The organism is Pseudomonas sp. GM74, assembly GCF_000282455.1.
Lineage (GTDB): Bacteria > Pseudomonadota > Gammaproteobacteria > Pseudomonadales > Pseudomonadaceae > Aquipseudomonas.
Genome location: NZ_AKJG01000165.1, coordinates 1 through 20,728 on the forward strand (window position 1 = coordinate 1; position 20,728 = coordinate 20,728).

The 20,728-nt window shown below is 59.4% G+C and carries 22 protein-coding genes; 6 read left to right on the plus strand and 16 right to left on the minus strand.

The genetic code is table 11. The annotated features are described in order from the left end of the window. The coding region (locus tag PMI34_RS00835; RefSeq protein WP_008054105.1) for a DUF4131 domain-containing protein at positions 1-360 on the minus strand (360 nt) is incomplete at its 3' end. Between the two features lie 135 nt (positions 361-495). Here PMI34_RS00835 and PMI34_RS00830 point away from each other — a divergent pair. Continuing rightward, complete coding sequence (locus tag PMI34_RS00830) at positions 496-1,011, plus strand: DUF2062 domain-containing protein (protein WP_008054106.1); 516 nt, start codon at positions 496-498, stop codon at positions 1,009-1,011. Between the two features lie 182 nt (positions 1,012-1,193). Here the strand turns inward: PMI34_RS00830 and PMI34_RS00825 are convergent, their stop codons facing one another. From PMI34_RS00825 to PMI34_RS00810, 4 genes are all read right to left on the minus strand, one after another. Continuing rightward, positions 1,194-1,973 carry an ABC transporter permease gene (locus PMI34_RS00825; protein ID WP_008054107.1) on the minus strand — a complete coding sequence of 260 codons (780 nt, stop codon included), beginning with the start codon at positions 1,971-1,973 and terminating at the stop codon, positions 1,194-1,196. Further along, entirely contained in the window at positions 1,970-2,902 is a 933-nt protein-coding gene (locus PMI34_RS00820) for an ABC transporter ATP-binding protein (protein ID WP_008054108.1), read from the minus strand. The genes PMI34_RS00825 and PMI34_RS00820 overlap by 4 nt, the downstream gene beginning before the upstream one ends. A gap of 132 nt (positions 2,903-3,034) precedes the next feature. Continuing rightward, on the minus strand, positions 3,035-3,658 hold the full coding sequence (locus PMI34_RS00815) for a glutathione S-transferase family protein (RefSeq protein WP_008054109.1): 624 nt from the start codon (positions 3,656-3,658) through the stop codon (positions 3,035-3,037). Positions 3,659-3,701: 43 nt separating this feature from the next. Beyond that, positions 3,702-4,361, minus strand: coding sequence for a transglutaminase-like domain-containing protein (locus PMI34_RS00810; RefSeq protein WP_008054110.1), 660 nt, complete (start codon positions 4,359-4,361; stop codon positions 3,702-3,704). Between the two features lie 249 nt (positions 4,362-4,610). Here PMI34_RS00810 and PMI34_RS00805 point away from each other — a divergent pair, with 249 nt between their 5' ends. From PMI34_RS00805 to PMI34_RS00785, 5 genes are all read left to right on the plus strand, one after another. After that, positions 4,611-7,058, plus strand: coding sequence for an acyl-CoA dehydrogenase (locus PMI34_RS00805; RefSeq protein ID WP_008054111.1), 2,448 nt, complete (start codon positions 4,611-4,613; stop codon positions 7,056-7,058). A 74-nt stretch (positions 7,059-7,132) separates the two neighbouring features. Next, positions 7,133-7,540 (plus strand): PA2817 family protein, encoded by a 408-nt coding sequence (locus PMI34_RS00800; RefSeq protein ID WP_008054112.1) that lies wholly within the window; start codon positions 7,133-7,135, stop codon positions 7,538-7,540. 617 nt (positions 7,541-8,157) lie between these two features. Next, positions 8,158-9,381 carry a type II and III secretion system protein family protein gene (locus PMI34_RS00795; RefSeq protein ID WP_008054114.1) on the plus strand — a complete coding sequence of 408 codons (1,224 nt, stop codon included), beginning with the start codon at positions 8,158-8,160 and terminating at the stop codon, positions 9,379-9,381. 119 nt (positions 9,382-9,500) lie between these two features. Next, positions 9,501-10,214, plus strand: a complete 714-nt coding sequence (locus PMI34_RS00790) for a tetratricopeptide repeat protein (protein WP_008054115.1) — start codon at positions 9,501-9,503, stop codon at positions 10,212-10,214. Positions 10,215-10,232: 18 nt separating this feature from the next. Then, positions 10,233-10,502: a DUF3613 domain-containing protein gene (locus PMI34_RS00785; RefSeq protein WP_008054116.1), complete on the plus strand. Its 270-nt coding sequence runs from the start codon at positions 10,233-10,235 to the stop codon at positions 10,500-10,502. 281 nt (positions 10,503-10,783) lie between these two features. Here the strand turns inward: PMI34_RS00785 and PMI34_RS00780 are convergent, their stop codons facing one another. The 11 genes from PMI34_RS00780 to PMI34_RS00730 form a co-directional block, all read right to left on the minus strand. Beyond that, positions 10,784-11,746, minus strand: coding sequence for a type II secretion system F family protein (locus tag PMI34_RS00780; RefSeq protein ID WP_008054117.1), 963 nt, complete (start codon positions 11,744-11,746; stop codon positions 10,784-10,786). Between the two features lie 29 nt (positions 11,747-11,775). Then, entirely contained in the window at positions 11,776-12,762 is a 987-nt protein-coding gene (locus PMI34_RS00775; protein ID WP_008054118.1) for a type II secretion system F family protein, read from the minus strand. Beyond that, positions 12,759-14,201 carry a CpaF family protein gene (locus PMI34_RS00770; protein ID WP_008054119.1) on the minus strand — a complete coding sequence of 481 codons (1,443 nt, stop codon included), beginning with the start codon at positions 14,199-14,201 and terminating at the stop codon, positions 12,759-12,761. Before PMI34_RS00770 ends, PMI34_RS00775 begins: the two co-directional genes overlap by 4 nt. 3 nt (positions 14,202-14,204) lie before the next feature. Next, a complete protein-coding gene (locus PMI34_RS00765) occupies positions 14,205-15,425 on the minus strand; it encodes an AAA family ATPase (protein ID WP_008054120.1) in 1,221 nt (406 codons plus the stop codon). Next, a complete protein-coding gene (locus PMI34_RS00760; RefSeq protein ID WP_008054121.1) occupies positions 15,419-15,913 on the minus strand; it encodes a TadE/TadG family type IV pilus assembly protein in 495 nt (164 codons plus the stop codon). Before PMI34_RS00760 ends, PMI34_RS00765 begins: the two co-directional genes overlap by 7 nt. Then, the gene (locus PMI34_RS00755) at positions 15,913-16,392 is read right to left on the minus strand and encodes a TadE/TadG family type IV pilus assembly protein (RefSeq protein WP_008054122.1); all 480 of its coding nucleotides are present in this window, start codon (positions 16,390-16,392) and stop codon (positions 15,913-15,915) included. The genes PMI34_RS00760 and PMI34_RS00755 overlap by 1 nt, the downstream gene beginning before the upstream one ends. Positions 16,393-16,400: 8 nt before the next feature. After that, positions 16,401-17,735, minus strand: coding sequence for a Tad domain-containing protein (locus PMI34_RS00750; RefSeq protein WP_008054125.1), 1,335 nt, complete (start codon positions 17,733-17,735; stop codon positions 16,401-16,403). A 75-nt stretch (positions 17,736-17,810) separates the two neighbouring features. Continuing rightward, the gene (gene cpaB / locus PMI34_RS00745; protein WP_008054126.1) at positions 17,811-18,635 is read right to left on the minus strand and encodes a Flp pilus assembly protein CpaB; all 825 of its coding nucleotides are present in this window, start codon (positions 18,633-18,635) and stop codon (positions 17,811-17,813) included. Between the two features lie 15 nt (positions 18,636-18,650). After that, positions 18,651-19,979, minus strand: coding sequence for a hypothetical protein (locus PMI34_RS00740; protein WP_008054127.1), 1,329 nt, complete (start codon positions 19,977-19,979; stop codon positions 18,651-18,653). Between the two features lie 15 nt (positions 19,980-19,994). Further along, entirely contained in the window at positions 19,995-20,513 is a 519-nt protein-coding gene (locus tag PMI34_RS00735; protein ID WP_008054128.1) for an A24 family peptidase, read from the minus strand. A gap of 26 nt (positions 20,514-20,539) precedes the next feature. Next, positions 20,540-20,728 (minus strand): Flp family type IVb pilin (locus PMI34_RS00730; RefSeq protein ID WP_238538843.1); only part of this gene is annotated, 189 nt, incomplete at its 5' end.

Below are 20,728 nucleotides of genomic sequence, written 5' to 3' on the forward strand. Positions count from 1 at the left end.
CGGCGCCCCGCCATACCAGGCCAGACGCATTTGCCGCGGCAACCGGGTACGTCGGGACTGGATGTCGGTCAATTCGAATCGCACGACACCGTCGTCATGCCGGGGCAAGCCCGTGACCCGCCCTTCGACCCAGCGGGTTTCTCCGTCCAGTGCCGGCGGCAACCGGTCATCCAGCGCCCACTGCGCATTCGCGCAGGCCCAACTCAAACCGAACAGGTAAAACGCCACCGGATACGTCCTGAATGGCAACAACATCAAACCCGCCACCGGCATCGCCAGCCACAACCAGACCGGCGGCAACGCCGGTAAAAAACGCAAAGTCAGCAGACCCAGCGCCAACGCCATCATCCCTGTGCGCATAAGCCCGTCCTTGAGAGTCCCCTCCAAGGCTTAGCCCGCCCGTCGCGCGGGCGCCGTTATCAATTGTCACAAAGTCTGAATGGGCAGTTCATAGAATCCAGACATACTTGCCACCCTGACCGACCGAGAAGCCCTATGCCCCGGCGCTTATTCAAACGTTACATGCCAGACCCGATGAGCATCAGGGAACACAAGTCCTTACGCTTTCTCGGCACGCTGCTGCATGACCCCAACCTGTGGCACCTCAACCGCCACTCCGTGGCCCGTGCCATGGCCGTGGGTTTGTTCGCGGCGTTCCTGCCAATCCCGTTGCAGATGCTGCTGGCGGCAACCCTCGCCATTATCGTGCGCGGCAACATGCCGATTGCCGTGAGCCTGGTCTGGCTGACCAACCCGATCACCATGCCTGCCGTGTTCTTTTGCACCTACCAGACCGGCGCCTGGCTGATGGACGTCCCCACCCGGCAGTTGCCGGACTCACTGACCTGGGAATGGATCAGGGGCGAAATCTCGACCTTGTGGCAACCGTTTCTGTTGGGCTCGGTGGTGACGGGGCTGGCACTCGGCGCACTGGCCTACTTCCTGGTGATGATGTATTGGCGCTGGTGGGTGGCCAGGCAGTGGAAGCGGCGCAAGCAGAGCCGGATGTGAAAATGCAAAACGGCCTCCATGTGCAGGCCGTTTTTTTATGCAGGGTCTGGACTGACGCCATCGTCGGAACGCCGCCCGGAGCAAGCCCGCTCCCACAAGGATCTGCTGAGTGACATGAATCGCATTCACACCAGAAACCTGTGGGAGCGGGCTTGCCCGCGAAACAGACGACTCGGTATTTCTCAGGTACGCATCCCGCGCCCGCTGACCAGCAACCTTGCACTACCGAGATACAGCACCACGGTCGCGACCAGCATGAAGGCGATGGCCACGCTGATGCGGATATCCGAAACGCCAAGGATGCCGTAGCGGAACGCGTTGACCATGTGCAATACCGGGTTGGCCAGGGACACGGTCTGCCAGAACGGCGGCAGCAAGGTGATCGAGTAGAAGACCCCGCCCAGGTAGGTCAGAGGCGTCAGCACGAAAGTCGGAATGATCGAAATGTCATCGAAATTGCGCGCAAAAACGGCGTTGATGAAGCCCAGCAACGAGAAGATCGTCGCGGTCAGCACCACCACCAGAATGGTCACGCCCAGGTGATGCACCTGCAAGTGGGTGAAGAACAGCGACAGCAGGGTCACGATGATCCCCACCATCAACCCGCGCAATACACCGCCCAGGGTGTAGCCGATCAGGATGGTGTGCGGCGACAGCGGCGAGACCATCAGTTCTTCAATGGACCGCTGGAACTTGCTGCCGAAGAAACTCGACACCACGTTGCCATAGGAGTTGGTGATCACCGACATCATGATCAGCCCCGGCACGATGTACTCCATGTAAGTGAAGCCACCCATGTCGCCGATCTGCCGACCGATCAGATTACCGAAGATCACGAAGTACAGGACCATGGTGATGGCCGGTGGCAGCAAAGTCTGCGGCCAGATCCGGGTGAAACGCCGGACTTCACGGTAAACGATGGTGTTGAGGGCAACGAGGTTGGGGCGCAGCTCGGAACTCATACCGCCACCTTCGACAGATTTTTCTCCACCAGGGACACGAACAACTCCTCGAGGCGATTGGTTTTGTTACGCAGGCTCAGTACTTCGATGTTCTGCTGTGCCAACTGGGTGAACAGCGCGGTGATGCCCATGGACTTGTCCACCTGGACTTCCAGGGTGTGGCTGTCGATCAGCCGGGACGGGTAGCCGAGCAACTGCGGCGCCACTTGCAACGTGTTCTTCATATCCAGCAGGAACGTTTCCACATGCAATTGGCTGAGCAACTGCTTCATGCTGGTGTTCTCGACGATGGTGCCGTGGTCGATGATGCCGATGTTGCGGCACAACTGCTCAGCCTCTTCCAGGTAGTGGGTGGTGAGGATGATGGTGATGCCTTTCTGGTTCAGCTCGGTGAGGAAGCTCCACATCGAACGACGCAGTTCGATGTCCACCCCGGCGGTCGGTTCGTCGAGGATCAGCAGACGCGGTTCATGAACCAGCGCGCGGGCGATCATCAGACGACGCTTCATGCCGCCGGACAGCGAGCGCGACGGCACGTCCTTCTTGTCCCACAGGCCGAGCTGGGTCAGGTACTGTTCGGCGCGTTCCTTGGCGATTTTCGCCGGGATGCCGTAGTAGCCGGCCTGGGTCACGACGATGTCGAAGGTCTTTTCGAACTGGTTGAAGTTGAATTCCTGGGGCACCACGCCGATGGAGCGCTTGAGCTGCGCAGGATTCCTGTCCAGGTCGTGACCGAAGATGTTCACCGTGCCGCTGGTCTTGTTCACCAGGGTCGAGAGAATGCCGATGGTCGTGGATTTGCCGGCGCCGTTCGGGCCGAGCAAGGCGAAGAAGTCACCTTCGGCGACATCCAGATCGATACCACTCAGGGCCTGGAAACCGTTGCCGTAGGTTTTGGTTAGCTGCCGGATGGACAGAGCGGAACTCATATCTGATTTACGCACCAAGAAGGGAAGAAAGGGATAAGTATGGGCGGCGGCGAACAATACAACCGCAACAACTTGGCACAATGGTGCTTGTCGCCGTCACACAAGTACAGTCAAGCGTGTCGATAGTGAGTATTAAGTCAACGCGGTCATGACCGCCTTTTGATACGCCGGACGCTGTTTCAACCGCGCGTACCAGGCCTGCAGATGCGGCTGTGGCGCACGCTCGATCGGCATCTCGAACCAGGCATAAATGAAACTGCCCAAGGGAATATCGCCCATGCCGATCTCGTCCCCGGACAGGTAGGGCTTGTTCGCCAACGCCTGATCGGCCATCGCCAGCAGCGTGTCGCATTCCTTGATCGCCGCCTTGATCGCGGGCCAGTCCTGCTGGTCTGCCGGGGTACGCAGCACGCCCCAGAACACTGTACGGAACGGGCCGGCAAAGCTTGAGGTGGTCCAGTCCATCCACTTGTCTGCTGTGGCGCGGGCCTTTGGATTATTCGGGTACCAGGCCGTGCCGTCGGCATGCAGGGCCATCAGATAACGCACGATGGCGTTGGACTCCCACAACACAAATCCGTCGTCTTCAATGACAGGCACGCGACCATTGGGATTCATGGCGCGGTATTCGGGCGTATCGACGACACCAAAGGCACCACCGGCGTCGATCGCCTCATAGGCCAGCCCCAGTTCTTCGGCGGTCCACAATGGTTTTCTGACATTCGATGAGTTTTTCCGACCCCAGATCTTCAGCATGACCGCCTCTTTTTCGGTAAGTGGGCAGGCAGCATACGCCGGATCAGGCGCGACTCAAATCGCTCTGCATGTCGCCCAACAGCGGTTGCTGTTGCTCACCGAACAGGTGCGGATAGCATTTTTCCAGGTGTTCGAAAAAGAACGCTTCAGGTACGTCGGCGAACTGGCCGTGATCGACGAGGTACTCCATCAGCTTCGCGCCATCGCGATTGAAGGGATGAAAAACGCTGTCGCTGATCCCGTCGAATTCCAGCGGCGCCACATTGAACAGGTCGCAGAGTTTGCGGTTGAACGCTGGCGTCGCCTTGACCCATCGATCCTGCAAGTAAAATTCGGTGTAGCCGTGCATGGCGAACATGTCGCTCTTGAGCAATTCAAGCAGTCGTGGCGTCGACAGATGATTGCGCACATCCGCCAGGCCGATCCGCGCGGGAATCCCGCAATGCCGCGCGGCACCTGCCAGCAGCGTAGCCTTGGGCACGCAGTAACTCTCCCCGGCCGCCAGCGCATGACTGCCGCGCAGGGTCTGGGGATCGCGACTGAATGTGTACGGGTTGTAGCGCACCGCTTCGCGCACGGCGTAATAGAGACTGATCGCCTGCTCCAGCGGATCGCGACTGACGCCGCGGTGCTTTTCGGCGAACTCCACCACGGACGGATGGTCACTATCGATGAAGCGGCCGGGACTCAGGTACTCGTGCATGAGAATAATCTCCAAGGGAAGCCCCGAGTCTAGCGAGAGCTTCAGCACAGAGATAACGACGTTTCGGCCAAACATGGGCGCTTTGCCGCTCGCTCGATGAATGCTTTCCCCACGTGTGTGGCCCATTTGTCGCACGAAAATCATCCGGGGTTTCCCACGACCCCAATCACATCGTTCCAACCAGCCTGTTTCGCGGATGCCGTCTAAGCTCTGTGGGCTGGTTCGCCCTGGTTTCACGGAGGAATGAATATGCTGCTGTTGTGGATACTGGTTCTGTTGGTCGCAATTGCTTATTTGGCCCACCGCCGCATTGCCCCACTGCCCGCCTTGGTCATCGTGGCCATCTATCTCGTGGCCATGGGCGCTTTCAGTCGCGCGCCAGGCTGGTTGTTGCTGGTTTTCTGGGTGTTGATCGCCGCCGTCGCAGCCCCCTTGCTGCTGCCCGACCTGCGCCGCAAATTGTTCAGCGCGCCGATGTTCAACTGGTTCCAGAAAACCCTGCCGCCGATGTCGCAAACCGAACGCGATGCCATCGACGCCGGCACGGTCTGGTGGGACGGTGAACTGTTCAGTGGCCGTCCGGACTGGAGCAAACTGCTGTCCTATCCCAAGGCGCAATTGAATGAAGAGGAACAGGCTTTCATCGACGGGCCGACCGATGAGCTCTGCGCCATGGTCAGTGAATGGCAGCTCGGTCAAACCATGGACCTGCCGCCGCAAGCCTGGACCTTCATCAAGGACAATGGCTTCTTCGCCCTGATCATCCCCAAGGAGTTTGGCGGCAAGGGCTTCTCCGCCTACGCCCACTCGCAAGTGGCGATGAAACTGGCGAGCCACAGCGGCGACCTCGCCTCCACCGTGATGGTCCCCAACTCCCTCGGCCCGGCCGAACTGTTGCTGCACTACGGCACCGACGAACAACGCAATCATTACCTGCCTCGCCTGGCGCGCGGCGACGACATCCCGTGCTTTGCCCTGACCGGTCCGCTGGCCGGCTCCGACGCCGGCGGCATGCCGGACTCCGGGGTGGTCTGCAAAGGTGAATGGGAGGGCCAGGAAGTCCTCGGCCTGCGCCTGAACTGGGAAAAACGCTACATCACCCTCGGTCCGGTGGCCACCCTCCTCGGCCTGGCTTTCAAGGCCTACGATCCGGATCACCTGCTGGGCGACAAGGAAGACCTGGGCATCAGCCTGGCACTGGTTCCAACCGACATCGCCGGTGTCGAGATCGGCCGCCGGCACCTGCCCTTGGGCGCGGCTTTCATGAATGGCCCGAACTCGGGCAAGGACGTGTTCATCCCGCTGGAGTTCCTCATCGGCGGCCAGGAGATGCTCGGCAAAGGCTGGATGATGCTGATGAATTGCCTGTCGGTCGGGCGTTCGATTTCCCTGCCGGCGGTGGGTACCGGCATGGCCAAGTTCACCAGCCTGGTAACGGGCCAATACGCTCAGGTTCGCGAGCAGTTCAATGTGCCGATTGCCACGTTCGAAGGCATCCAGGAAGCCATGGCCCGCATTGGCGGCAACACCTGGATGATGGACGCCGCCCGCATGCTGACCGCCAATGCGGTCGATCTGGGCGAGAAACCGTCGGTGCTGTCGGCAATTCTCAAGTACCACCTGACCGAGCGCGCCCGCGACTGCATCAGCGATGCGATGGATGTGCACGGCGGCAAGGCGATCATCATGGGGCCGAACAATTACCTCGGCCGCAAATGGAACTGCGCGCCGATTTTCATCACCGTCGAAGGCGCGAACATTCTCTCGCGCAACCTGATGATCTTCGGCCAGGGCGCAATCCGCTGCCATCCCTTCGTGCTCAAGGAAATGGCCCTCGCCGGTCGTGAAGACAAGGATCAGGCGCTCAGAGAGTTCGATGACCTGCTGCTCAAGCACATCGGTTTTGCCGTGGGCAACGCCGCCAGTACGCTGGTGCTCAATCTCGGTTTCGGGCACCTGGAACACACCCCGGGCGACAAACTCAGCCAGGCTTATTTCCGCGCCCTCAACCGTCAGGCCGCTGCATTCGCCCTGCTCGCCGACCTCAGCATGATGTTGCTGGGCGGCGCACTGAAACGCCGCGAACGCCTGTCTGCACGGCTAGGCGACGTACTGAGCAACCTTTACCTGGCCTCGGCCGCACTCAAGCGCTACAACGACCTCGACTCACCGCAGTACATGACACCACTGCTGACCTGGGCCATGGAAGAAAGCCTGGGCCAGGCGGAACGGGCCATGGATGAACTGCTGAGCAACTTCCCGAACAAGGTCGTGGGCTGCCTGTTGCGAGTGATCGTGTTCCCGTTCGGTCGCCGGCACAAAGGGCCATCGGACAAACTCGGCGCCGAAGTCGCCGGGTTGATTGGCCGCGCCAAGGGCGACCCGGCACTGGAGGAAGTGCTCCTGGGGTGCTACCGCCCGCAAGCGAGCGACGATCCGGTCGGTGCATTGCAACACGCCTGCAATCTGTTGAGCGACGCACAGCCGTTGCAGAAGAAGTTGCATGTGGCACTCAAGAGTGGCCAGGTCAAACCGGTAGCCGGCGAATCGGTGATCGATGCCGCACTCGAGGCGGGTGTATTGCAGCCGGTGGAAGCCCAAACCCTGCGTGAAGCCGAGGCGGCCCGGCGCAAGGTGATCGATGTCGACGACTTTGACCAAAAGGCTTTGGCACTGGCCAAGGGAAAAGTCCGCTGATCCTTTCAAGCATGTAAAAACGGGCACGGGCGCTTTATACTCCCGCGCCCGTTTTGCTCTTGAGGACTTATCTCGTGTCCAACATCGTTGCCGATCATCTCGTTTTACTCGACCACCTGCGCAGCATCCTGGTCGCCGTAGGTGAGGCCGAGCAGGTTCCCGAAGAAAGCCATGTCTTGTTCCTTGAGCGCTTCGACGAACTGCTGGCGTCACTGCCGATCGATCCGATCGAAAGCCAATACCTGGGCCAGGACATCCTGACTCAAGTCATTTCCCGTTATCCGCAAATCGCCCACCTGATTCCACGGGATCTGCTGTGGTATTTCGCCGGTGATTGCCTGCACTACTTGTCCGATGAAGAAATCGACCTGTACCAGGCACTGGAAGAGCGCCGCTTCGAAGCCGAACAGAACGACGAACCTTTCGACTGGAACCAGGAAAAGCAGCTGCTGGCGCTGTCGAACCAGGACAGCAAGCACTGATCTTCAATCCGTGATGCCAAAGGCCCGCATGCTTGAGTATGCGGGCCTTTTTTGTTTATTGCCTTCAGCGCAACCCGCCGGTTTCAGGCAACCGCACTGTGCCACGACCTTGCCCGCCCCCCTCGCCCGCCTGCTTGAATCCTGACTTTGCACCAAGGGTTTTCTTTAAATTCATGGCACTTTGGTTTGATTGAACTACCTTCAAACTACAAGAAGTCATAACGGCTCGAGTTTCCACGTTAGCTTCAGTGATCAGATAGCGGACTGGCAAAAGGAGTTACCTCACCATGATCCTGGCAGGCGTTTTCCGGCTCTGTACCTGCATTGCCGATTACTTTCAGGGGAAATCAGGACAGCAGACAGCGCCGTCCATGGCCGCGAGTATCGCTCTTGCCGGCAGTCCAGGTCACCGGATCACTGAAAACCGTTTCAGCAAAGGTCGCTCGCTGTCCCACCAGATCAGCGAATTACGCCCGCTCGTGTGTAGCACGCAAGGAATAACGCCTGGGCCATGGATGAGTGGTCTGGCGCATTGGGGGGGATAGTCCGATCCCCGTGAAGTGATCCGAGACTACTCTGTCAGCCTAAAGTTGGCCTATCCAGTGAGGATGTACTTAATGAACTTTCGTCCAGTGCCCGCTTTCAAGCGAATTATCCATGGCCTGTTCTGGATGGGCCTCAGCGTGGAAGCGGCTCAGGCCGCGCCGGCCAATTGCCCGCAATTGGACAATTGGCCGACAACGTACGAGGTCGGTCAGGGACTGCAGAATGAATTGCGCAGCCCCGTTCCGGTAACGCAACTGGCGGTGGGCGACCCGAAAATTGCCGACGTGCAACCCAGCGGCAGCAACGCGTTCATACTCACGGGCATTGCGCCGGGGACCACCAGCCTGATGGTCTGGACGGCCTGTTCGAAAACGCCGCGCCAAAGCATGGTGTTCGTCAAGGGTAAAGCCACGTCGGCGCTGACCAGCGCGCCGTCGGTGCCTTCCGACGACCCGCTGCTGCCGAGCCAGGTGCAGACCGATATCCGCTTCGTTGAAGTCAGCCGAACCAAGCTCAAGGAAGCCTCCGCCTCGATTTTCGGCGTCCGGGGCAACTGGCTGTTCGGCTCGCCGAGAACCGTGCCCACCATTGGCGGCATTGTCACGCCGTCGATACCGGTGAGAAACGACCAGTTCAACCTCACGTTTGCTACCGGCAGTACCCTGGTGGCACTCAACGCGCTGGAGGGCAGCGGTTTCGCCTATACCCTGGCGCGGCCAAGCCTGGTAGCGCTCAGTGGGCAAAGTGCGAGCTTCCTGGCCGGCGGTGAAATACCGATTCCGGTGCCCAGTTCAGGCAGCGATAGCGTGTTCATCGAGTACAAGGAATTCGGTATCCGCCTGACCCTGACGCCGACCATCGTCGGGAAAAACCGTATCGCGCTGAAGGTGGCGCCGGAAGTCAGTGAACTGGACTTCACCAACGCAGTGAGCATTGCCGGCACGGTAGTCCCGGCCCTGACCGTGCGCCGTACAGATACCAGCATCTCCCTGGCCGACGGCGAAAGCTTCGTCATCAGCGGCCTGATCAGCTCCCACAACGATTCCCAGGTGAACAAGTTTCCGGGGCTGGGAGATATCCCGGTTCTGGGCGCGTTTTTCCGCGACAACACCATCAACCGTGAAGAGCGCGAACTGCTGATGATCGTCACCCCGCATCTGGTCCAGCCACTGGCTGCCAATGCACAACTACCGTCGTTGCCTGGCGAGCAGCTGCGCAATTACGACCCGAACTTCTACCGCATGTTTTTCCTGGAAAATGGCGACTTCGACAGTCTCAGTGGGCTCTCGCAATGAACTGGAGCCTGAACCAGACTTGTCTCGCCCTCACTCGTAACGGTGACTTTGCACGCTTGCCGAGCCAGCTGTATTGCCATTGGCCAGGCGTTCAACGTGTTGTGGCCAGGGGACATTCGATGAAAGCAGTCATTGCAATAGCGGCGACATTAATGCTCGCAGGTTGTGCCAGCAATGGCCTGTCTTCGCGACCGGCCAGCTGTGCCAAGCCCGGTTCGGAGCAAGAACTGTCCCTGAACCTGGCAGATAACATGGCCGAAGAAGGCCGTTTGTATGCCAGCCTGGCGAATCTGGAAGGTTTGCCCGATAGCGTGGTCCAGGTTCGTCTGCGCAAGGCTCGGGTGCTTCGCTTGATGGGGCGTAGCGGCGACGCGCAGCCGTTGTACGAAAGCTTGCTCGGCACCTGTCTGGCGGCTGAAGGGGAACATGGCCTGGGCCAGTTGGCCGCCGCCAGAAATGATAACGCCAGTGCTGCCACTCACCTTGAGCGTGCGGTGAAGATGGCCCCCACCGACGACAGGATGCGAAATGACCTGGGGGTCGTCTACCTCAATCAGCGACGGATCCCTGAAGCACGCTTTGAGTTCATGACCGCCATGGAGCTCAAGCAGGCAAACACACTGGCGGCACTCAACATGGTGACGTTGCTGATCTATCAGGATAACTGGAAGGCGGCCGCCGAACTCGTGACCCGCGCCGACTTGAGCCCCAAGCAAGTCGTAGAGGCTCAAACCCGCGCGGAAAAACTCAAGGCCTCTGCCAAAAAAGTGGTGGCTACCGATGGCAATCGCAAGACTGAGGTAGCCGATGCCTCTACCAGTGCGAACAAGTAGAACGTACGAGGAGTCGAGATGAATACCAAACGGCTGTTGATCCTGTGCACGGCTTGCCTCTCAACCACTGCCTGGGCCATTGAGCCGGGCCCCTCTTCGCCGTACCAACAAGGCACTGAACAGTGGCTGCAACTGCAGATTCGCGGTGTAGTTGCCTCCCCTCACCTGCAAACCGCTTCGGCCACCGAACGCGACTTGGCCATGCAGCGCTGGCTGAACAGCTTCAACTACCCGATTCCGGAATTTTATGACCAGGATGCAGCGGGAGAAATGACCATCGGCAACTGAGGCATATCGCTTGGTGATCTGCCTCTGGGGGAGTCCAGAGTAGCCTGGCTGCAAAGCCGGGCTTGATGTCGTGTGCAGGAAAGCAGTGGTATCTACACATTATCCAATCCTTACCGAATTACCCCCGAAGCTGCCGCAGGCTGCGATCTTCTGAATTAAGGCCCAGGCCAGAAAAATCAAAAGATCGCAGCCTGCGGCAGCTCCGGGAGATGTGTAGATCAAGTGCAGATCCCGCTCGGGTGGTGAGGCCATCGCGCTCGACAGCCTCCGGCTGTTTTACCTCACCCGAATGCTTTGAGTACCCCAATCAATGCGGGGCCGATAGCGACCAGAAAGAAGCTCGGCCATAGACAGAAAATCAGTGGAAATATCAGCTTGGTACCGATTTTCGCCCCCATCTCTTCGGCGGCCTGCGTACGCCGGTCACGGAACTCTTCGGCATAGATGCGCAAGGTGTCGGCCACGCTGGTACCAAAACGGATACTCTGCGCCAACAGGCTGACCAGACCTTGTACGTCATCCAGCCCAGTGCGCACAGCCAGTTGCTTGAGCGCCGCGGTACTGGAAATACCCGCGCGGATTTGTGCATTGACCAGGGCCAGTTCTTCAGCCAGATCGACCTGACTGACCGACATCTCCTCAGCCACCCGTTCGATGGTCGCGGGCAAGGCCAGGCCCGACTCCACGCACACTACCATCAGATCCAGCGCATCCGGAAACGCGGCGCGCAGCCGGCCTTGTCGCTTCTGTTTGCGCTTGGCGACATACAGCGCTGGCACCAACCATCCGATACCCGCCACCAAGCCCACCAACAGCAGCCCCATGATCAGGGAAACCTTGGGAATCATCGGCAACAGCAGCAACGTAATACCGATCAATAACAGCGGTAACATCAAGCGCACTGCCCAGTACATCTGCACCGCCGACGAGGAGCGGTACCCCGCATGCATTAACAGGGTCTGGGTGGCGGATGTTTGAGCCGACTCGGCCGAGGCAAAGCGCTGGCCGACCCGCTCCAGCAACAGTTGCAGGTTACCCGGAGCTTCCTGCCCGTTCGCGTTGCCTAAATGACCACGCTTGATCAGCGCCAGACGACGCTGCACGGGATCCTGAAGCCCCATCATCAGCAGGATCACGGCACCCACCGCAAGTACCGTACTCAAACCAATCGCGCCAAGGAACAACAGGCGCGCCATCTCCTCGTTCCCCGTGACCCGACTGAATAACCCGAGTAAAAAATCCATGGCCTGTACCTCCCGGTAGCGAATACCGCTTAAACCTGAATCCGGATAATTTTGCGAATCCAGAAAATCCCGACCAACATGGCACCAAAAGCCCAAAATATCAGCTTATGGCCCACCGGATCATTGAGCAGCAATGGCATGTATTTAGGGGTAATCAACAAAATCACAGCCGCCAGTACGAAGGGAATGGCCACCAGTATCCAGGCCGACATCCGCCCTTCGGCCGACAGGGTTTTGACCTTGCGCTGAAAGCGGAAGCGCCCGCGGATCAGCAGACTCAGACGCTCCAGCACCTCGGTCAGATTACCGCCGGTCTCGCGATGGATAAGGAGCGAGGTCACCAGCATCATCACCGTCATGCTTGGCATCCTCTCCAGCAGACCGAGCATGGCCCGGCGCACATCGTTGCCATAGTTGATATCGGCGAACGTCAGGCCGAACTCATGAGCGACCGGCCCCTTGTGCTCCTCGGCCACCAGGCGCAGGGTTTCGTTGAAGGGGTGTCCGGCGCGCAAAGCGCGACACATCGCGTCCAGCGCATCCGGCAGGCCTTCCTCGAACGCAGCGAAACGCTTGCCACGGTCGCGAGAGATTTTCAGTATGGGTAACCAGAAGACCGCGAAACCCACCAGCAGCGCCATCCACCAGACTGACCAAACCATCCAGATCAAGATACCCGCCCAGACTCCCAGCACCAGCCCGAGCAGCAATACCCGATAGACTCGGTATTCGTGCCCGGACTGCTCAATCATTTGCGTCAATGCCTCCATAAAAGGCAGCTGCTCAAGCCAGGCCTCCAATGGCGACAAACGCGTCAGGTATTTCTGTCGCAACACGGTCTGCATACTGGACTGATTGTTGGCTTTCTCCAGTACATGCAAGCGGCCACGAATACGCTTGCGCATCTTGCCGGCCTCGCCGAATACCGGCACCGCCACGCCCTGGGACAGGAGGAAGACGGCAATAAACACCATGCCGAGGAACATCAGAATGAATTCACCAGGAACCTGGCTCATGATTGCCGTGCCTCCATCCACTCAGGCCTGAACATCGCAAGCGGCAACTCGATACCGCGCTTGGCCAGCACATCGCGGAAGGCGGGGATCATGCCGCTGGGCCGAAAATCACCGAGTACTTCGCCGTTTTCGCCCATGCCGTGGCGCACGAAGGAGAAGATTTCGGTCATGGTGATGATCTCGCCCTCCATACCATTGATCTCCTGCACGCTGACCAGGCGGCGCTTGCCGTCCTCCTGGCGTTCCAGCTGGATGACCACTCCGATGGCCGAAGCGATTTGTTGGCGCATGGCCTTGATCGGAAAGGTCGCCCCGGTCATCGACACCATGTTCTCGATTCGCCCCAATGCATCACGCGCGGTGTTGGCGTGGATCGTGGTCAGCGAGCCGTCGTGACCGGTGTTCATCGCCGTCAGCATGTCCAGCGCCTCGGCGCCGCGCACTTCGCCGATCACGATGCGGTCCGGCCGCATCCGCAGGCTGTTGCGCACCAACTCCCGCTGGCTCACCTCGCCGCGCCCCTCGATATTCGAAGGCCGGGTTTCCAGGCGCACCACATGGGGCTGCTGCAGTTGCAGTTCAGCCGAATCCTCGATGGTGACGATCCGCTCGTTGTGCGGAATGAAACTGGACAGGACATTGAGCATGGTGGTTTTGCCGCTGCCGGTACCGCCGGAAATCAGCACGTTCAAGCGCCCACGGACAATCGCCTTGAGCAGCAGGGCAATGGCCGGGGTCAACGCCCCCACCTGGATCAGGCTGTCGGTATTGAGCAGGTCCACCGCAAAGCGCCGGATCGACATGCTCGGGCCGTCGATGGCCAGCGGCGGAATAATCGCGTTGACCCGCGAACCGTCCTTGAGCCGCGCATCCACCAATGGCGAAGACTCATCGATACGCCGACCCAGGCTGGAGACGATGCGGTCAATGATGTTCAGCAAATGCTGATCATTGCGAAAACGCACATCAGTGCGTTGCAGCTTACCGAAGCGCTCGACGTACACCGAGTCATGCCGGTTGACCAAAATGTCGGACACAGTGTGGTCGGCCAGCAGCGGTTCCAGAGGCCCCAGACCGAGCACCTCGTCGATAATCTGCTTGATGATCAACTGGCGGCTGGAAGTACTCACCGGTGCCGAATGCTCATCGAGAAGACGCTGGCAAATATCACGAATCTGCCGCGCGGCCTCAGGCTGTTCCAGGGAGTCCAGCAAGGACAGATCCATGACCTTGAGCAACTGCTGGTAAATCTTTTCCCGCCACTCGGCTTCCACCGGGGTGACCTGACTTTTGGTTTCGTAAAGAACATCCGGCGTTGCACGTTCCCACGCCATTATTTCCTCGGCCGGATCCGGCTGGTCGTCACCCGGCTGGTTAGCCTGCGACGAGGTGGATTTACCGGACTGTTTGCGCAAGCGGTTACGAAAGTCGCTGATCATGGGTCACCCCCCGAAAAAACGGTTGAATGCGCGTTTGAACACGCCTTTTTTTCCAGCCATCTGATTGCCGACCAGCTCATCGGCCACGTTGCGCAGCGCAGCGGTGATCGCTGCTTTCGGCGCATGCAGCTCCAACGGCACGCCAGTGTTCTGGCTCTGACTGACCTGGTTGAAGTCGTTGGGTAATTTCGACAGATTCGTGCTACGCAGTGCCTCGCCGATATCCTTGAGGCTGACCGCTGCCGCCTTGTCATAGCGGTTGACCACTATCTGCAACTGATCCCCACGCACGCCCAGGTCTTCGCGAAGAATCCGCACCAGGGAGCTGGCATCGCGCAGATGGCTGACGCTCTGCTGCACCACCACGTACACCCGATCCACCTGTTCCAGTACGGAGCCGGTGAGGTGGTCGATTTGCCGAGGCAGATCGATCACTACCCAGTCATAGCTGGCGCGGGCCAACTGCATGAGGGTGTCGAGTTGCTCAGGCTGGGCATCCTGCGTCAGACACAGCTCACCGGCTCGTCCACCCAGTACATGCAAAGTCGGGCTGAAGTGACTGCAAAAACCCCGTAGCGCGACGCTGTCCATGCCGTCGATCTGATGCAACACCTCCAGGTGGCTGTGGGTTTGCGCCACATCCAGGTAATGCGTCACGCTGCCAAATTGCAGGTCCATATCCAGCAACAGGGTACTGCCACCCTTCATGCTGAGTTGCTGAGCCAGGTTGCAAGCCAGCATGGTGCCGCCGGATCCTCCCTTGGCGCTGATCACGGCGAGCAATTTCCCTTCTGTCCCGCTGCCGGTCCGAACCTCCATGACCAGCCGATTCAAAGCGGCGACCAGTTCCGTCTCGGCGACGGGCTCCGGCAGCACGTCACGGGCGCCGGCCTGCATCGCCAGGCGCATGCTTTCCTGTTCGCTCAGCAGACCGCACACCAACATCGGCGGACGCTCATGGGCCGGGCGCTGCAACAGTGCCGACAGCTCTTCACGCCACAGGTGGCTGACTCGCAACAGCAACAGATCGGGCATCCGGTCCAGGCCGTAGAGCGGGTCGACATGCCCATTGCTCACCAGGCGAGTGCTGACCTCCAGGCTGGGCATGCGTTGGCAGACGCTCTGCAGGTCGCGCAACGACGTGGCATCACGGCTGCTGATCAGCAACCGTAGCCCGGCTTTGCCGGTCGAGGTAGAGAGTGGATTTTCCTTGGTATTCAGCATGGCGTGATCTCCCCGGAATCGGAATGACGCCCGAGGCTTTCACGTGGCAACGTTGCCCTGAATGTAGGCAGCGTAAAGGGCACACCGAACCCGGGAATAAACAGATTGAATACGAAATTTTGCAAGCTCAACCGGACATAGCGGATGGCACGAAAACCATTGGCGCTGACAGTGTCAGCGGGGTTGGCCACCAGAGCACCGTCTGCGTCCAGGTAGGTCAACGTCAGATGGGTGGTGGCCAGATCGCCGATCAACTGGCTATTACCTGCATTGCCCGCGGCATTGAAGATCGCCCGCCGCAACACCACCGGATCGCTGATATTGCACACCGCCGCCAGGCGCGTACCACGGCGTACGGCTTCATCCAGCGCATTGACCGTGAAGTACAGGCGGCCCATTTCCACTACGCCGAACAACAGCGTGAACACCAGCAGACCAACGATGGCGAACTCCACCATATAGGCGCCGCGCATGTGTTTTCTATTCATCACAGGGCCCTCATCACGGTAGTGGCGACCAGCGGAATGCCCAGTGCAATCGAATTGCCAAAAAAACCGGGAAGCGATCCGGCGCAATTGCCAGCGCCAATCACCGGGCAGAACGTGTATGTGATAGTGACCCGCACATGGTCGGTGCCCACTGCGGCAACGACCACGTTGCCAGTCGTCAACCCTGACACCACAGCGGTCCCGGTGTTGGCAGGTACGCCATACACCGCAACGTTTTTCGTCTGAGTCTTCAACGTATCGCTCAGAGCGACCGCCCCCAGCGTCGAGTCCCAGGCCTGGCTGGCGACGAAACGGTCGGCATCGCGGCTGGCCTGCAGCAACAAGTTGTACTGATAGAACATACGGCCGAATTCACCGAAGCCCAGTAGCAGCAACAGCAACACCGGCAGGATGAGGGTGAATTCCACCATGGCCAGGCCTTGCTGGCGCTGCAGATGTTTAAATCCATGAAGTCTCATGACGCCCCCTACGAGTCAGTGCTCGGAGTGCTGCTGCCGTTGAGATAGGTTTTGTAGAGCTGAATGATCTGCGGGCCGGAATCGGTGGATGGCGAGGGGCCGGCCACGTTGTCGCCTTCGCACTCCTTCACGAACTGGCCGAAGATCTCCGCTTCCCCGCCGCCGCCATCCATGGGCTGCACCACGAAATAACAACCAAAACCGAGGACGGGAATCGAGGTTGAACCACTGTTTTTCCCGGCGCAGTTGCCCACCACGATTTTCAGCATCCGGCGCTCGAACACCCCATTGCCCTGACAGCCACTGCCCCCTGCCACACACGCGGCAACGCTCGTACGCCAGTCGTTGTAGTCCAGTATCGGGTTGCCGCCTGCCGTGAGAGTGCCATTGTTCGAGGTGATGGTTTGCCCTTGGTACTTCGGGCCTGTGCCGTCGTCAGTGATGGGGGGATTACTGGACGTGGTCACCAGGTCCGGCGGATAGTCCGAGGCACTGACCGGGCCGTTGTAGATGCCGAAGCGCGTATTCAGGCCTTGAGATGCAGGGCCGACCTTGTTGCCAGGCTCGGTCGTGACGTTGTCTCCCACATTGCGGCAGACCTTGCCGCCTCCGGCCATCTCCTCCCTGACCGCATTGCCGCCCGAGCCAAAATCGAGCAACTGAAAGTTGCCTGGACCAATGGGCGACTGATTGCCGGAAGCCGTCTTCAATACCTTCAAATCACCAAACTGGAAGCCCCAGAACATACCGGCGCCCGGGTTGTATTGAGCCGGATCGCCACAGACCATCAAAGGCGCGAGATCGCAGGGGCTGGTAGGGCTGGGTCCCGCGGTGGCGATCGCCGCCACCGCCTTGTTACCCACGGCGCCTAATGACTGGGCGAAGCTCCAGAAAAATCCCGTCAGGCTATAACTCGCTACCGATACCCGAACGTATTTGGCATCCGTCGGCCCGGGAAAGGTGAACGGGCCATAGACGCTGCTTGCCAGTTCCACCACTGCAAATGCACCGACGTCGCCGCCGACCGCCGTGGCCAATTCGTTGTTGCCTGTGGCATTGGCATTTTGTGTCAGCGTATTGAACGCGGCGGTACGCGTCGCGTTGGCCGCGCTGACACTGTTGACGCCCCCCTCTACCTGACTCAGGGTTTTGGCGCCACTCAGGGCGGCGGCGTCCACCGCATTCTGCAGGCGCGTTTTGTTCAGCATTATATGCCCGCCATCCAAGGCCAACGCCGCCATCATGGCCATCGCCGCCAGCGCGATCACCATCAATGCACTCACCGATCCTTCCTGGCGCCTTGGCGTCGAAGTGAACGGCCGCCGAATACGAAGATTCATCATCAAGCCCTCGATTGCCGATACGGATCCGGATCGGCTCCGCCAATACCCTGGTGTCCAGATACCCGTTGCGCCCTGTCAGCGAATGTTGACTACTTTGGCTTCGATCCCGCGGATAACGGTGATACCCCCGCCCTCGCCACTGCTGCGCTGTATCACGCGTTTTGGCGCCTCGGCGGTGGCCACAGCCATGACCGGGGCAGCAGGTGCAAAAGGCGTAGCTGGCGCAACGGCCGGGGTTTTCTTCTCGAGGTTCAGCGGGTTACGCAGCGCCAGTTGCAACTTGCCTTCCGTCTGCGCCGTGACCAGGGCTTCCGCTTCAGAAGCCGACATCTCCAGCGTCACTGCGCGCACCACTACCGGTTGCGTCTTGTCGGTACCCGCAGTCTGATCCACCGCCAACACCCGCAAGTTCTCGAGGATGGTCCTGGACGTGGCGCTGTTACTGCCGGAATTGGTGGTTTTGGTCGCCAGTACATCGACCCGGTTACCCGGTAACAGGAATCCGCCGACACCGACCACATCGTCCACACGTACCGATATGGCGCGTTTGTCAGGCGCAATCAAAGAGGCCAGGGTGCTGCCCCCCAGGTGCTCGCTCAGACGCGCACCGCGCACGATGTCGCCCCGCAGAATGTCGAAGGTTGCGATCTTGCCCACGGCTTTTTCGCTGGCATCGAAGGCATCCTCCGGGATCGTATCCATGGGCATGCGTACGGTCGTGACCTGCTGGGCCTCGACCATCTGCCCGAATGGAATCTCGACCGTGGCGACCACAACGTTTCGAAGGTGATCATCCGGGCTGGCATTGAGCCGCGCGCTCAGCCAGGAGTCGGCCATCCATGCCGCCCCAAGGCCCATGGCCAGGGAAGCGCCTATCAGGGTAAGCGTGCGAGAGCTCATGTCAGTATCTCCGTATCAAAGAAAGTCGAGCTGGACGAAGTAGTTGTGCCAGGCCCATTCCAACTCTTTCGGTGACAGTGGTCCGGAACCGCCGATATAACGCTGGCGATCGAGCGCCATGTTCAGGAGATCGCGGGGATGGCAGGGCACCAGGGGCATGCCTTCACTTGCATAAAGCCTTTGCAATACATAACGCACCAGCAACGGGTCATAGGAAATGCCCAGTCGCTCACTTTCCTGACGCCAAATCTTTTCGTACTCCTCAGGCTTCAGGTAACCGAATTGCAGCTTGTAGCCAATCCGGCGAAGGAAGGCCTCATCGGCCAGCTCCAGGGGATTGAGGTTGGTGGAGAACACCAGAATCAGATCGAACGGCAACTCGCAATGCCGACCGCCGCCCAAATTGAGAAAGTCACGCTTCTCTTCCATCGGGACGATCCAGCGATTGAGCAGCTCGGCGGGTGCCATGCGCTGGCGCCCCATATCGTCGATGATGAATAGGCCATTGCTGGCCTTGAGCTGCAGGGCAGCCTGGTATTGACGGGTGAAAGGGTCATAACGAACATCCAGCTGTTCCATGCTCAATTCACCGCCCGTGATGACGATCGGGCGTTTACAGCACAGCAGTCGACGGTCGATCCCTTCGTTGAGCATCAGATTGTTCTGTTGAGCGTTGTCATCGAGGCGCTGATGCACCTGCGGGTCATAGATCTCGATCACCGACTCGTTGATGACGATGGCATGAGGGACCCAGATTGCTTCGGCGAACAGGCGGATCAGCCGGCTGCTGACATAAGTCTTGCCAGTACCCGCGGGGCCATAAATCATGATCGCGCGCCCGGAGTTCATCGCCACACCCAACTGATCGAGCATCTCCTCCGTGAGCACTACGCCTGCCAGGGCATTGCGCATATCGTTGGCGTTGATGCGACCATGGTGAATGGTCTGCAGTTTGATCAGGGACCGGTAGGTACTCACCGGAAACGGTGCTGCTCCTATGTAACCGCTACGCGACAGGGCATCGCGGGCGGCACTGCGTCCGCGTTCGGTCAGGCCATAACGCAGCGACTGCCCACCCGTTTGGCTCACCTGGCCCAGCACTTCGACACGACCATCCTTGCGCAGAAACGCCAGGACCTCTTCAAGTACAGCACCAGTAAGCGCCAGGCGCTCCACCAGCCGCGACATGTCCAGCACGCCGGCATCAAACAAATGCTTGCACACTAACTCTCCGAGAAAACTGTCCGTCAGGCCGGTTTCACGGATAGTGCAGGGCTGGGGAGCCAGGCGTTGCACCGCTCCCCTATCGCTGGGGTAGGCATCACTTTCGACGATGACATGCATGACTAGCCTCCTGGGCTACGGGCCGATCTGCAGCCAATAGCCACTGGCCAGGGTTCCGAGCAAAATTGCAACGGAGTATGGGAAAGGCTTTCCGGCCACTTCATCTACCGCCGGAACCAAGTAGGTTCGCGCCCTTAATATCAACCAGTAGCGCGCGAAGGTTCGCAGCAGCTGGCCACGAAAAAGGATGATCAAAAAACCGCACAAACCACCGGCCATCAGACTGAAAAACGCCGTCCACAACGCGTTATGCGGTGTAAAAAAACATCCGACCATGGCCATCAACTTGACGTCCCCGGCGGCCATACCGCCCAGGGCGTACAAGGGTAGAAACACTGCAAAGCCGATCAGCATGGCCAGCGCAGCATTACCAAGCCCCTCAACTCCACTGGCGTAAACCTGACTGGTCAAACCCAAAACAAGTCCTACAAGAACCAGCAGGTTGGGGATGCGGTGGCGACGAAGGTCGCTCACCACCGCAATACCTAGCAGCCCTAACAGAACTATTGATGTAAACATCTGCTCAATAGGCATCGCTGCATCTCTCACTGGGAATAGACTTATGTGCACGTCCCCGCACCCGTGGCGCCCATACAAGCAGCTAGCCTACCGAGCTGGGTGATAATGGCGGTGCCCAAGGTGGTAAAAGCAGTGACAACCGCCAGGGTTATTAGCCCACCTGCCACCGCGTATTCCACAATGGTCAGACCATCTTCGTCTTTGACGAACTTCACTAGCGAAGCCTTGAT

Coding starts and splice junctions, on each gene's coding strand:
- PMI34_RS00740 (WP_008054127.1), bottom strand. CDS start 19,979: ATGCATGTCATCGTCGAAAGTGATGCCTACCCCAGCGATAGGGGAGCG.
- PMI34_RS00785 (WP_008054116.1), top strand. CDS start 10,233: ATGAATACCAAACGGCTGTTGATCCTGTGCACGGCTTGCCTCTCAACC.
- PMI34_RS00805 (WP_008054111.1), top strand. CDS start 4,611: ATGCTGCTGTTGTGGATACTGGTTCTGTTGGTCGCAATTGCTTATTTG.
- PMI34_RS00790 (WP_008054115.1), top strand. CDS start 9,501: ATGAAAGCAGTCATTGCAATAGCGGCGACATTAATGCTCGCAGGTTGT.
- PMI34_RS00830 (WP_008054106.1), top strand. CDS start 496: ATGCCCCGGCGCTTATTCAAACGTTACATGCCAGACCCGATGAGCATC.
- PMI34_RS00735 (WP_008054128.1), bottom strand. CDS start 20,513: ATGCCTATTGAGCAGATGTTTACATCAATAGTTCTGTTAGGGCTGCTA.
- PMI34_RS00820 (WP_008054108.1), bottom strand. CDS start 2,902: ATGAGTTCCGCTCTGTCCATCCGGCAGCTAACCAAAACCTACGGCAAC.
- PMI34_RS00795 (WP_008054114.1), top strand. CDS start 8,158: ATGAACTTTCGTCCAGTGCCCGCTTTCAAGCGAATTATCCATGGCCTG.
- PMI34_RS00755 (WP_008054122.1), bottom strand. CDS start 16,392: ATGAGACTTCATGGATTTAAACATCTGCAGCGCCAGCAAGGCCTGGCC.
- PMI34_RS00750 (WP_008054125.1), bottom strand. CDS start 17,735: ATGATGAATCTTCGTATTCGGCGGCCGTTCACTTCGACGCCAAGGCGC.
- PMI34_RS00770 (WP_008054119.1), bottom strand. CDS start 14,201: ATGATCAGCGACTTTCGTAACCGCTTGCGCAAACAGTCCGGTAAATCC.
- PMI34_RS00825 (WP_008054107.1), bottom strand. CDS start 1,973: ATGAGTTCCGAGCTGCGCCCCAACCTCGTTGCCCTCAACACCATCGTT.
- PMI34_RS00815 (WP_008054109.1), bottom strand. CDS start 3,658: ATGCTGAAGATCTGGGGTCGGAAAAACTCATCGAATGTCAGAAAACCA.
- PMI34_RS00760 (WP_008054121.1), bottom strand. CDS start 15,913: ATGAATAGAAAACACATGCGCGGCGCCTATATGGTGGAGTTCGCCATC.
- PMI34_RS00775 (WP_008054118.1), bottom strand. CDS start 12,762: ATGAGCCAGGTTCCTGGTGAATTCATTCTGATGTTCCTCGGCATGGTG.
- PMI34_RS00780 (WP_008054117.1), bottom strand. CDS start 11,746: ATGGATTTTTTACTCGGGTTATTCAGTCGGGTCACGGGGAACGAGGAG.
- cpaB (WP_008054126.1), bottom strand. CDS start 18,635: ATGAGCTCTCGCACGCTTACCCTGATAGGCGCTTCCCTGGCCATGGGC.
- PMI34_RS00810 (WP_008054110.1), bottom strand. CDS start 4,361: ATGCACGAGTACCTGAGTCCCGGCCGCTTCATCGATAGTGACCATCCG.
- PMI34_RS00765 (WP_008054120.1), bottom strand. CDS start 15,425: ATGCTGAATACCAAGGAAAATCCACTCTCTACCTCGACCGGCAAAGCC.